13 protein-coding genes and 1 pseudogene are annotated in these 11662 nt (G+C 73.0%); 6 read left to right on the forward strand and 8 right to left on the reverse strand.

Features of this window, described 5'->3' with window-relative positions:
* Together FXF50_RS28775 and FXF50_RS28780 are read right to left on the reverse strand one after the other, a co-directional pair.
* Positions 1–1469 (reverse strand): endo-1,4-beta-xylanase (locus FXF50_RS28775; RefSeq protein ID WP_370464174.1); only part of this gene is annotated, 1469 nt, incomplete at its 3' end.
* A gap of 221 nt (positions 1470–1690) precedes the next feature.
* On the reverse strand, positions 1691–2344 hold the full coding sequence (locus tag FXF50_RS28780; protein WP_255510244.1) for a cyclopropane-fatty-acyl-phospholipid synthase family protein: 654 nt from the start codon (positions 2342–2344) through the stop codon (positions 1691–1693).
* Positions 2345–2468: 124 nt separating this feature from the next.
* Here FXF50_RS28780 and FXF50_RS28785 point away from each other — a divergent pair, with 124 nt between their 5' ends.
* From FXF50_RS28785 to FXF50_RS28795, 3 genes are all read left to right on the forward strand, one after another.
* The gene (locus tag FXF50_RS28785; protein ID WP_148432072.1) at positions 2469–2882 is read left to right on the forward strand and encodes a nuclear transport factor 2 family protein; all 414 of its coding nucleotides are present in this window, start codon (positions 2469–2471) and stop codon (positions 2880–2882) included.
* A 42-nt stretch (positions 2883–2924) separates the two neighbouring features.
* Positions 2925–3218 (forward strand): hypothetical protein, encoded by a 294-nt coding sequence (locus tag FXF50_RS28790; protein ID WP_148432073.1) that lies wholly within the window; start codon positions 2925–2927, stop codon positions 3216–3218.
* Between the two features lie 71 nt (positions 3219–3289).
* A complete protein-coding gene (locus FXF50_RS28795) occupies positions 3290–3820 on the forward strand; it encodes a GNAT family N-acetyltransferase (RefSeq protein ID WP_148432074.1) in 531 nt (176 codons plus the stop codon).
* A gap of 22 nt (positions 3821–3842) precedes the next feature.
* Here the strand turns inward: FXF50_RS28795 and FXF50_RS28800 are convergent, their stop codons facing one another.
* Positions 3843–4586 carry a cyclopropane-fatty-acyl-phospholipid synthase family protein gene (locus FXF50_RS28800; RefSeq protein WP_148432075.1) on the reverse strand — a complete coding sequence of 248 codons (744 nt, stop codon included), beginning with the start codon at positions 4584–4586 and terminating at the stop codon, positions 3843–3845.
* Between the two features lie 100 nt (positions 4587–4686).
* Between FXF50_RS28800 and FXF50_RS28805 the strand changes: the two genes are divergently transcribed.
* Both FXF50_RS28805 and FXF50_RS28810 read left to right on the forward strand, forming a co-directional pair.
* Positions 4687–5856 carry a hypothetical protein gene (locus tag FXF50_RS28805; protein WP_255510246.1) on the forward strand — a complete coding sequence of 390 codons (1170 nt, stop codon included), beginning with the start codon at positions 4687–4689 and terminating at the stop codon, positions 5854–5856.
* A gap of 99 nt (positions 5857–5955) precedes the next feature.
* Positions 5956–6759 carry an aminoglycoside adenylyltransferase domain-containing protein gene (locus FXF50_RS28810; RefSeq protein WP_148432076.1) on the forward strand — a complete coding sequence of 268 codons (804 nt, stop codon included), beginning with the start codon at positions 5956–5958 and terminating at the stop codon, positions 6757–6759.
* An 18-nt stretch (positions 6760–6777) separates the two neighbouring features.
* On the opposite strand, the gene FXF50_RS28815 is transcribed toward FXF50_RS28810, so the two are convergent.
* The 3 genes from FXF50_RS28815 to FXF50_RS28825 all read right to left on the reverse strand — a co-directional run bounded on the left by FXF50_RS28815 (position 6778) and on the right by FXF50_RS28825 (position 9521).
* Entirely contained in the window at positions 6778–8460 is a 1683-nt protein-coding gene (locus FXF50_RS28815; protein WP_255510247.1) for a long-chain-fatty-acid--CoA ligase, read from the reverse strand.
* Positions 8461–8555: 95 nt separating this feature from the next.
* Positions 8556–8735, reverse strand: a complete 180-nt coding sequence (locus FXF50_RS28820) for a hypothetical protein (protein WP_148432078.1) — start codon at positions 8733–8735, stop codon at positions 8556–8558.
* Between the two features lie 72 nt (positions 8736–8807).
* Positions 8808–9521, reverse strand: a complete 714-nt coding sequence (locus FXF50_RS28825) for a spermidine synthase (protein WP_148432079.1) — start codon at positions 9519–9521, stop codon at positions 8808–8810.
* A 193-nt stretch (positions 9522–9714) separates the two neighbouring features.
* On the opposite strand from FXF50_RS28825, the gene FXF50_RS28830 reads away from it, so the two are divergent.
* Positions 9715–10719 (forward strand): zinc-binding dehydrogenase, encoded by a 1005-nt coding sequence (locus FXF50_RS28830; RefSeq protein WP_222866122.1) that lies wholly within the window; start codon positions 9715–9717, stop codon positions 10717–10719.
* A 53-nt stretch (positions 10720–10772) separates the two neighbouring features.
* Here the strand turns inward: FXF50_RS28830 and FXF50_RS28835 are convergent, their stop codons facing one another.
* Together FXF50_RS28835 and FXF50_RS28840 are read right to left on the reverse strand one after the other, a co-directional pair.
* Positions 10773–11381: a class I SAM-dependent methyltransferase gene (locus FXF50_RS28835; RefSeq protein WP_148432081.1), complete on the reverse strand. Its 609-nt coding sequence runs from the start codon at positions 11379–11381 to the stop codon at positions 10773–10775.
* 125 nt (positions 11382–11506) lie between these two features.
* Positions 11507–11662, reverse strand: a pseudogene (locus FXF50_RS28840) (MBL fold metallo-hydrolase); the annotation flags it as partial.

Here is an 11662-nt window from a genome sequence, read left to right on the forward strand (position 1 = left end):
TCCCCGATCGGGCGGCACACGTCGAGGCAGCGTCCGGACTGCACACCGGTGATGGTGCCGTTGCTGTTGACGTTCCACTGCTGGTTGGCCTGCCCGTTGCAGCTGTAGATCTGCACCGCCGAGGCGTTGCCGGAGCCGGCCGCGTCCAGGCACATGCTGCCGTACACGGTCAGCTGCCGGCTCGACGTGAGGGTCCACGCCTGGTTGATCTGGCCGTTGCAGTCGTAGAGCTGGACCCGCGTGCCGTTGGTGCGTGACGCGTTCGGCACGTCGACGCACCTGCCCGACTGGGCGCCGACGATCCGCTTCGCCCCGCCCGGCGTGACCGTGGGCGACGGGGAGCCGGTGCCACCCGTCGGGGTCGGCGAGGACGTGGCCGTCGGGCCGGCGGCGTTGAGGGCGTTGAGCACCGAGGTGTAGGCGGCCTTCTTGTTGCCGCCGCCGTCGAAGAGCAGGGGGCTCTCGCTGGAGCGCCAGGAGTCGCTGTCGCGTACGCCCCAGACGGTGATGCCGATGCAGCGGGGCACGTTCATGCAGGCCTGGGTCAGCCCGGCGTACTGCGTGGTGGAGGCGTTGGTGACGTCGACCTCGGTCAGGGCCACGTCCACGCCCAGGGCCGCGAAGCTGGACAGGGTGGTCTGGAAGTTGCTGGGCAGCGAGCTGCCGCCGGTGAAGTGGGTCTGCAGGCCTACGCAGTCGATCGGCACGCCGCGGGACTTGAAGTCCTGGATCATGCGGTAGACGCCCTGCGTCTTGCCGTAGGACCAGTTCTCGATGTTGTAGTCGTTGTAGCAGAGCTTGACCGACGGGTCGGCGGTGCGGGCGGTGCGGAAGGCGACCTCGATCCAGTCGTTGCCGGTGCCCTGCAGGTTGGACTGCCGGCGGCTGCCGTCCTCGTTGAACGCCTCGTTGACCACGTCCCAGGCGGCGAGTTTGCCCTTGTAGTGGGCCATCACGCCGTTGATGTGATCGATCATCGCCTGGCGCAGGCTGCTGCCGCTGAGGCTCTGCATCCAGCCCGGCTGCTGTGCGTGCCACGCGAGGGTGTGGCCGCGGACCTTCATGCCGCGCTGGGTCGCCCAGTTGTAGATCTGGTCACCGGAGCTGAAGTTGAACTGGCCCCGCTGGGGCTCCGTCGCGTCCGGCTTCATCTCGTTCTCGGCGGTCACCATGTTGAACTCGCGCCCGGCGATCGTGGTGTACGTCGAGTCACCGAGCCGCCCGGCGGCGATCGCCGTGCCGAAGTACCGGCCCGACTGCGCGGCCGCCGCGCCCAGGGTGCTCGCCGCGGCGTTGGCGTTCGGGATCACCATGACCACACCGAGTGCCGCGACGGCGGCGACGGTGCCGCTGATGAGCAGCCGCACCCGTAACGAGCGGCTCCGCGGGGAGCCAGGGGAGTGGACGGGAGAACTCGTTGCCACGATGACCTCCGAACCGATGAACGATGGGCTTCGATGCCACGTCATGCTGGCACGGCAACACCGTGGAAACAACAACTTCCGGAACACTTCCGAAAACCCGATTCGGGGCCACGTGAGGGTGAGTTTCTCCTCCTGTCAGCAGTTCCCCTGACTTCCTGCGGAGGGCCTGTCACGTGCCGTGAGGGAAGGAGGACGGGATCGTGCGGCAGCCTCCCCCTGAAACTTCCGGTATCGGCTCGGGAGTAGTGCAGTCTCCGGAGCGGCGATCAGGACGTGCGGCGGGCGAGCAGCGTGGAGTCGTGGATGTCGACCGTCACGCCGTCGCGCGTCACCGTCCGCGGCCGCTGCTCGACCACGAGGGCCTCGAAGTTGTCCGGCAGGCCGGGCAGCAACTCCTCCGCGACGAACATGGCCCGACTCTGGCTCGCGGACAGGTGGCTGAACGCCTCGTGCGGCGCATGGCCGACGACCAGCAGGTGCCCGCCGGGCGCCACGGCCTCGGCCAGCCGGCGGGTCACCTCCACCATCCCGCCGTCCGGCGGGTGCAGGAAGTGGCTGGTGACCAGGTCGTAGGACCGGCCGCCCGCCCTGAAGGTCCGGGCGTCGACCTGCCACCAGTCGGTGCGGTCGGCGACCCCGGCCTCCTCGGCGTGCCGGGCGGCGCGGGCCAGGCCGTTGGCGGAGAAGTCGGCGCCGGTCACCCGCCAGCCCTGCCGGGCCAGCCAGATCACGTCGCCCCCCTCGCCGCAGCCGACGTCGAGCGCGGTGCCCGGCGTCAGCCCGGCCACCTCGGCGACGAGATGCGGATTGGGGTTCCCGCTCCAGATCTTCTCCGCACCCGAGTACCGCTCGTCCCAGGCCGGCGGCTCGAAGATGGCGGCGGCCTCCTCCTCGGTGAGGTGGTGTCCGTGTCCGCTCACGACATGACTTCCTTTCGGTGCCCGGCGGGGATCAGGCCGCAGGGCTCGTTGACGTCCGTGCCCCCAGCATCCGGAACGTCCCGAAGTACGACAAACTTTCTTGCTGTTTCGGCAAATCCAGAGGATGTCGGTGCCGGACGCTAGGGTCCGCGCCGTGAGCGACACCGCCATGACCCGACAGACCGCCCAGGACTACGTCGATCGTCTGGAACGCCGCGACTGGCCCGGGTTGGCCGGCCTGCTCACCGACGACGTGGTCTACGAGATGCCCCAGACCCGGGAGCGCATCCGCGGCAGGGAGGCGTTCCTGCGGTTCAACGCCGAATACCCCGGGGACTGGCACCTGCGGGTGCGGCGGCTGGTCGCGGACGGCCGCTCGGCCGCCCTCTGGCTCGACGTCCGGGTGGGCGTCGAGCAGCAGGACGCGTGTGTCTGGCTGGAGATGTCCGAGCGTGGACCGATCAGCCGGATCGTCGACCACTGGCCCGAACCGTACGAGCCGCCGCCGGGCCGCGAACACCTCGTGGAGCGGTGGTGAGCACCGCGTCCCGTGTGACGGCCTACGTGAGAACATGCGCCCATGAGCAGCGACGTCCCCCTCGAGGTCAGCGCCCTGGCCATCAACGTCACGATCCCCGAGGGGCTCCGCTGGACCGACACCCGACGCGGTGAGGAGTTCACGCTGACCACGCTCAACGTCCGGCTCCTGCCCGACGGGCGCCTCGCGGCGAAGGCCTACGGCCGGCCGACCGCCGGCGGCCGCGGCACCTACGTCTCGTTCCCCGTGCCCGAGCGTCCCGAGCTGGTGGCCCTGGTCGACGGGGCGGCCAGCCGCGCCGGTGCGCTGTGGGCCGCTCACCGCGGTCTCGGCTGACTCAGCGGCCAGATGCGTGCGAGGGAAACCGGGTTGAGGCGCGTTGCTCGGCGCTGGCTAGATTGAGTCGCGTGCGCACCATCGCGAGCGACCGCCTCCTGCTGCGCCCCTGGCGCGATGAGGACGCCGACTTCCTTCTGGATCTCGAGTCGCGCTGGGAGGTCGTGCGATTCCTGGGCGCGCGGCCCACGATCATGAACAACCGCGAGGACGCCCTCGCCTCGATCGCACGCCGATGCGCCGTCGACGATCCCATCCACGGGATCTGGGCCATCACCGCAGCGGCGGACGGCCGGCTGGTGGGAAACTTCCTGCTCAAGCCGATTTCCCTGTCGGCCGGGGAACCGGCAGGCGGGCCGACCGATGTCGAGATCGGCTGGCACCTCCATCCGGACGCCTGGGGGCACGGCTACGCCACCGAAGCAGCGGCGGCGGTCCTGGACGACGCGTTCAGTCGGGGTCTGACGAGGGTCATCGCGGTCACGGATCCGGACAACCGTGCCTCCCAGGCCGTCTGCCGGCGGCTCGGCATGACGCACGTCGACCGGACGACGAGGTACTACGACACGCCGAACGAACTCTTTGCGAAGCTCGCCGGCTGATCGGCGAAGACCGCACCACGGGTCAGGTGCGGCGGAGCGCCAGCGTCACGAAGCCCAGGACGTCGCGGTACCCGCGCAACCACTGGTCGCGGTGCTCCCGGGCGACGGTGAGCACCTCGGCGGCGTCCGGATGGCCGGGGTTGTCCAGCGCCCACTCGGTGAGTGAGCCCACCCAGGACCATTCGTAGTCGTCCCACTCGGCGGCGTCGCTGACATGGGCGTACACCGGCGTCCAGCCGGCCTGCTCGGCGGCGTCGACCAGGCCGGCGAGGTCGGTGAACTCCTCCGGCTTCGCGTCGAGCGCCGCGAGTGCCCCCGGAGTCGGCGGCACCTGCCAGAATCCCTCACCGACCATCAGGACGCCGTCGCGGTTCACGTGCCGGCCGGCCAGCTCCAGCGTCGGGCCGAACCCGCCGAACGCGTGGGTCGATCCGACGCACAGCACCAGGTCGTAGTCGCCGTCGGGCACGTACGTCCGGGCGTCGCGCTCGTGCAGCGTGAGCCGGTCGGCGAGGTCGCGGGCGGCGGCGGCGCCGGCGGCGCGTTCGAGGGCGTACGCGTCGATGTCCACGCCGTCCGCGTGCCCGTCGGGGTAGTGGGCGAGGGCCTGCAGCGCCCAGGCTCCCTCCCCGCAGCCGAGGTCGAGGACACGAGCCGTCGGCTGGCGGCCCGCTCGGCGCAGGAGCCGGTTGAGGTTCACACCGAAGATCGGGGCCGCGATCGGGTGGCGCGTGTGCGCGATGCTGCTGATCCGTTGACGATCCACCGGCAGAGTCAACACCAGTCCGTCGACGCCCGCACCCGGGTTGTCGTGCCACCCGTGATCGGGGCAGAGGACTTTCCTCGTCCGGCCGTACCATCTGCCGGTGATCTCCTCCCGCCGGCGGCTGGTCGCCGCGTCCGTCCTCCTGGTGCTGGAGGCGGTGGCGTTCGCGCTGCTCGTCACCGAGTCCGTGACGGGTGCGATCGCCGCCGTCGGTTTCACCTGCCTGTCGTTGTGGGTCCACATCGTCCTGCACGAGTGCGGACACTTCGTCGCGGCGAAGCTGCTGCGTCTGCCGGTCGTCGCGGTCCGTGTCGCACCCTTCACCGGGCGGCGGAACGAGGTGGCGGTCCGGCCGGACCCGTCGGCGACCGCGTTGCCGCTGCGGATGGTGCTGTTCTACCTCGGTGGCCCGATGGCGAACCTGTGCGCTGCGACGGCGCTCGCCGCCGCGGGGGCGTCGACGAGCACGCCCTTGACACGCCTCGCACTGCTCGGGGCGGCGCTTGTCGCGGCGCTGCTCGGGCTGGTCAATCTCATCCCCGGGACGTCGCCCCGCAGTGACGGCCGCAACCTGCTCCGGTGGCTCTCGGCGCCGACCGCCACGCGCGCGGGGCTGCGGGTGGCCTACTACCAGGAGGAGATGAGCAGGGCGTTGCGAGCGATCAACCGTCCGCTCGGCCCTCCTGTTGTCGACGGCGAGGACCCCCGAGTCGCGCTCGCCGCCTTCCAGCAGCGCTGGAGCGCGGGACGCGCGCAGTCGGCGGCGGACTTCATCGCCGAAGCCGAGCGGCTCGCGGCGCTGGCTCGCGCCGACAGCACCGATCCCGTGGCCGCGGCCGCGATCGGGCAGGTGCTCACCGTCCAGTTCGGGTTGTCGTACCTGTACGCCGCGGTGGTGCACGGCTCGCCGGTGGAACGCCGAGAGGTGCTGGAGATCTCGGAGCTGGCTCAGATCGCCTTCCACGTGCAGCCGCACCTGTTGTCCGCTCGGGTCGCCATGAGCCTGGCTCACCTGCTGAACCACCGGCCGGAGCAGGCGCGGTCGCTGCTTGTCGACATCCGGCCGGGTGTCGACCCGCCGGACCTGCGCGGAATCGCGTTTCTCCTGCGGGCCGTCGCCGAGTGTCACCTCGGCAACCACGCCGACGCGGACGCCCTCATCAGGGCGGCCGGCGGCGGCTACCAGCAACTGACCGGGATCGTCACCGCGATCCGGGCAGCCGATCCGGCACCGCCCTTGTTCGCCGTGGCACCGATGGCCGGCACCTGACCGGCGTACCTGCCCCTGTGGACGCGGACCGTGTCGGAGGTCAGGGCCGCGGGCGTTTACCCGGTGGCGGAGCGGCGGCCGGCGGCGGAGGATGAGCCGGTGGCGACGCCCGAGATGGTCCTGTCAGATCTTCGTGACGCGTGGAGCGCCGCCCTCGCCGGCAGGCTCCTGGGCCTCTACCTGCACGGCTCGCTGGTCGCCGGCGACTTCGCGGCGGACCGCAGCGACCTTGATCTGCTCGCCGTGCTGGGCGCCGACCCGGACGAGAGCCTCCTCGACGTGCTCGCCGGCCTGCACGCGGACCTCGACCGGCGGCACCCGCGGTGGGCCGGCAGGATCGAGGTGGAGTACGTGTCCCTGGACGCCGTGCGCGACGCCGCGCGCGGGCGCACCGGTCACGACCATGTCATCGCCCGGGTCAGCCCCGGTGAGTCGCTGCACCTGCTCCCCGCCACCAGGCACCGCGTCGTGACCTGGTCCGCGGTCCACGACCACGGCCGCCGCCTGCTGGGACCGCCGGCCGGGGAGCTGCTGCCCGCGGTCGACGCCTACCTCGTCCGCTCGGCTCTGCTGGACCACGTCCGCGACTGGCCGACCTGGGTGACCCGGATGACCACTCCCGGGGCCCAGTCCTACGCGGTGCTCACCCTCTGCCGGGCCTGGCAGCGCCTCCAGCACGGCAGCCAACTGTCCAAGCGGGGGGCCGCCGACCGGTCCGTCGCCGACCGTCCCCGGTGGGCGGACCTCATCGTCTGGGCACGCGACTGGTGGTACGGGTCCGGTTCGGACACCGATCCGGGCCGGGGCGACGAGGTCCGGGAGTTCGTGACCGAGCTGAGCGTCGCCATCCTGGCCGCGGAACACGGCAGGCGCGCCGTCCTCACCCGGCCGGCAGAGTCCTGACGGCCTGAGGGCGGTGGGTCAGCCCTCGGCGAGCAGGCGGTCGCGGACCTCGCGGCGGAGGACCTTGCCGATCTGCGAGCGGGGCAGGTCGTCGACCACCACCACCCGGCGGGGCACCTTGTAGCCGGCGAGGTGCCGCCGGCAGGCCGAGCGGACCGACTCACAGTCCGCGCCCACTCCCGGGTCGAGCACCACGGCGGCCACCACCTCCTCGCCGTCCGCCGTGGGCAGGCCGACCGCGGCGGCCTCGCGGACGCCGGGAACGCGGCGCAGCGCCTCCTCCACCTCGGACGGGTAGACGTTGAACCCGCCCGTGATGATCAGCTCCTTGATCCGGTCGACCACGGTGACGAAGCCGTCGGCGTCCATGGTGACCACGTCCCCGGTACGCAGCCAGCCGCCGGGCAGCAGCACGCGGGCCGTCTCCTCGGGGCGGTTCCAGTAGCCGGAGAACACCTGCGGGCCGCGGACCAGCAGCTCGCCGGCCTCGCCGGGGGCGCGGTCCCGGGTCGGGTCCTCCGGGTCGACGAGGCGCACCTCGGTGGAGGGGAACGGCACCCCGACCGTGCCCGGCCGGCGGGTCGGGGCGACCGGGTTGCCCAGGGTGATGGGGGAGGTCTCGGTCATCCCGTAGCCCTCGACGAGCAGGCCGCCGGTCACCGACTCCCACAGCTGCACGGTGGCCGGCGGGAGCGCCATGGCGCCGGAGATGGCGTACCGGACGGAGGTGAGGTCGACGCCGCGTTCCCGGGCCGCGGTGGCGAGCCGCGCGTAGATCGGCGGGACGGCGGGCAGGAAGGTCGGCGGGCGACGGCGCGCCGCGTCGAGCACCTGGTCGACGTCGAAGCGGGGGAAGAGCACCAGGGTGGCCCCGATGCTCACGGAGAAGGTCAGGCAGAGGGTCAGCCCGTACGCGTGGAACAGCGGCAGCACGGCGTACACGGTCTCCGCGCCGTCGCGCAGGCCGGGCACCCAGGCGCGGCCCTGCGCGGCGTTGGCCCGCAGGTTGCGGTGGGTCAGGACGGCGCCCTTCGGTACGCCCGTGGTGCCGCCGGTGTACTGGAGCAGCGCGGTGTCGGCGGGCCGGGGCGCGGGGTGGTCGGCGGCCAGCGGGGCGGCGTCGGCGACCAGCGCCGACCAGGAGAGCGTGCCGGGGGCCGGGGCGGTCATCGCGGCCCTCGCGGCGCGGACCTTGGGCAGCGGCAGCCGCAGTGCCCAGCGCTTGAGCCGGGGCAGCGCCCCGGTCAGGTCGACGGCCAGCACCGTCTCCACCGCGCCCCGGCCGGCGACCAGCGGGGCGACCTTGTCCCAGACCACCGCGACCCGGGCGCCGTGGTCGGTGAGCTGATGGGCCAGCTCGTCGGCGGTGTAGAGGGGGTTGTGCTCGACCACCACCGCGCCGAGGCGCAGCACCGCGTAGAAGGCGACCACGTGCTGCGGGCAGTTCGGCAGCACCAGCGCCACCCGGTCGCCGGGGCCGACACCGAGCCGACGCAGCGCCTCGGCCGCTCGGGCGACCTGGTCGGCAAGGTCGGCGTAGGTGGTGGTGGCGCCGTAGAAGTCCAGCGCCACCCGGGGGCCGAAGCGGCGGGCGGCGTCGGTGAGCAGGTCCACGAGCGAGCCGGTCGGCTCCGCGATCTCGGCCGGTACGCCGGGGGCGTAGCTGCGCGTCCAGGGCCGCTCCGCGGTCGCGTCCATCACCGTCTCCTCGCTGCCGGATGACGGTCCTCAGCCTAACTTAACCACCCGGTAACCTACGCCGGCGTAAGTTGCTGACTTCGTCACACGGCATCGCGTCAACGGCGTGGGGCGCCCTCGCGCTGCACCACCCGGCGGCCCCGCACGAAGGCCAGCACGAGGAGGACGACCACCGCGATGGCGCCGATGATGATCAGCCAGCGGGCTGCCTCCAGGAGCAGCCCGAGCAGGATGAGCACGCCGGCCACGACGCCGACGGTCCAGAGCAACGCCCGCATGTCACCCTCCCGGGGGTACGGTGGGCCGCCCGCTTTCCCGCTCCGGCTCCCGCCATGCCTGCCCGGGCCCGGTCAGTGCCGGGCCACGTACACGGTGTTCGCGGCCTCCCGGCCCTGCAACGGGTTGGGGAAGCGGACGACGTGCGCGACCGACGTCGGGAACACCTCGGTCAGCGTCCGCTGGAACGCCGGGTCGGGCGGGTCGTTCGACCAGAGCGCGAACACCCCCTCCGGGTGCAGCAGCGCGGCGAGCCGGCGCAGCCCCTCCACCGTGTAGAAGTCGGCGTGGCTGGGGTGCAGCACCTGGCGGGGCGAGTGGTCCACGTCGAGCAGCACCGCGTGGAACCGCCGCTCCGGGGCCTCCGGGTCGAACCCGGCGCCGCTCGCGACCGCCGCGAAGAAGTCCGCCCGGACGAACCGGGTACGCGGGTCGGCGGCCAGCCCGGCGGCGAACGGCAGCAGGTCCCGCCGGTGCCAGTCGATCACGTCCTCGATCGCCTCGACCACCAGCAGCGAGCGCACCCGGGGATCCTCCAGCGCGGTGCGCGCCGTGTAGCCGAGGCCGAGCCCGCCCACCACCACGTCCAGGTCCCCGGCGGCCAGCGGGGCCAGCCCGAGGCGGGCGAGTTCGATCTCCGCGACCGGGAAGAGGCTGGACATCAGGAACTCGTCGTCGAGCTTCACCTCGTACACGTCGACGTCGAGCGACGGGTCGCGGCGCCGGCGCAGGCTGATCTCGCCGATCGGCGTCTCCCGCCAGGCCAGTTCCTCGAAGCGTGTGCCCACGGGTGTCCTCTCCGCCGGTCCGTGACCGGATGCTACCGGCCGGCCGCCCCGCGGCCCGCGGTTATGCGCGGGGCCGCCGTTTTTCCGCGTCTGTCGGCATCGCCGGGCCGGCGACGGGTACGCCGCCGACGACTCCAGCGTGGCGCGGCTGGTGGGGTCGAGGACGCCGGAGAGGGGAGCGAGCGTGGCGGAGATGCTGGCCGGACGGCTGCACGTGGCCGAGCGGGCGCTGCGGATGGAATCGGTGCCGGTGCCCGAGCCGGGGCGCGGCCAGGTGCGGATCCGGGTCGCCGCGGCCGGGGTGTGCCTGTCGGACGTGCACCTCATCGACGGGACCCTGACCCCGCTCTATCTGGCGGGGGACGTGGTGACCCTCGGCCACGAGGTGGCCGGGACGGTGGACGCGCTCGGTGAGGGGGTACGGGGCTGGGAGCCGGGCCAGCGGGTGCTGCTCCAGGCGGGGGAGCGGGACCGGTTCGGGCTCGTGCTCACCCGCGGCGTCGACTACGACGGCGGCTGGGCCGAATACGCGTTGGCCCGGGAGGACACCCTGGTCCCCGTCCCCGATCTGATCTCGTTCGAGCAGGCCTGCATCATCCCCGACGCGGTCTCCACGCCGTGGGCGGCGGTGACCGAGACCGGCCGGGTCCGGCCGGCGGAGGCGGCCGCCGTGTGGGGTGTCGGTGGCCTCGGCGCGCACGCGGTCCAGTTGCTGCTGCTGGTCGGCGCGGCCCCGGTCATCGCGGTGGACCCGCTGCCGGCGGCCCGGGACCGGGCGCTCGCCCTCGGCGCGGACCTGGCCATCGACCCGGCGGACGACGGCTTCAAGGACGCGGTGCTCGAACTGGTCGGCACCCGGGGGCTCGACGTGGCGTTCGACTTCGCCGGCGTCAACGCGGTCCGGGAGCAGGCCATGACGGTGCTCGGCCGGCACGGCCGGCTGGTGCTCGCGGGCATCGCCAACCAGCCGATCAGCATCCCGTCGGACAGCCGGTTCACCTACAACCGGCAGGCGGTGCTCGGCCACTACGGCTCCGAGGCCGAGCACGTGGCGCAGTTGGTGACGCTCACCGGGCTGGGCCGGCTCGACCTGTCCGCGTCGGTCAGCGACGTGCTGCCGCTGGCGGACGCGCCCGAGGCGGTGCGACGGGTGCACGAGAAGGAGGGCAACCCGATCCGGCTGATCCTGCGTCCGTGAGCCGGGCGCCGGCAGCCCGGACCTTATCCGTGCACCCCCGTCCCGGCCGGGGGTCAGTCGGCGGGCCGGGTGGCCACGACGACCGTGTCGAGCGCGTCGACGGTGCCGCCGTCGGTGGTGGGCACCGGGCGGCGGGCCGTCTCGGCGCGCCGGATGTGCAGCCCGGCGAGCCCGTCGACCACCGCCTCCGGGGTGAGCAGGACGGCGGGGTCCTGCGGCCCGCCGGTGCCGCCGGTCAGGTTCGCCAGGTCGTGGCCGACCACGACGAGGCTGCCGCCGGGGCGCAGGGCCTGGCGGGCCGCGGCCAGCACCCCGGCGAGGTCGGCGGCGGGCAGGTGCAGGTAGCTGATCAGCACCAGGTCGTAGCTGCCCGGCACCGGCCGGTACGCCGTGACGTCGGCGACCCGCCACTCGACCGGAACGTCCCGGCCGGCGGCCAGCTCGCGTCCCCGGGCGACGGCGACCGGCGAGAAGTCCACCGCGGTCACCCGCCAGCCCTGCTCGGCCAGCCACACCGCGTTGCGCCCCTCGCCGGCGGCGAGGTCCAGCGCTGCGCCGGGAGTGAGCCGGGTGACCGACTCGACCACGAACCGGTTCGGCTCGGCGCTCCAGACCAGACCCGGCGTGCTGGCGTACCGGGTGTCCCAGGCGCTGCTGTCCACTGTGTCCCTCCTCCGGCGGCCACACCTCCGCCATTGGTGACCGTACCGGCTTCGGCGAGCGCTCCCACGTCGTGTCCCCGCGAACGGAGGGGCAACGGGAGGCGGAGTCGAACGGCTCGCGGGGATCAGCTCTGGTGGGCCATGGCGACGCCGGCGGTCTCGGCCTGGTCGAACGTGTCGTTGATGACGACGGCCTGGCGGCCGGCGTTGGCGAGTAGGGAGGCTGCGGCGGTGGCGCGGTAGCCGGAGCCGCAGTGGACCCAGACGGTGCCGGCGGGCAG

The organism is Micromonospora sp. AP08, assembly GCF_008085935.1.
GTDB lineage: Bacteria > Actinomycetota > Actinomycetes > Mycobacteriales > Micromonosporaceae > Micromonospora > Micromonospora chersina.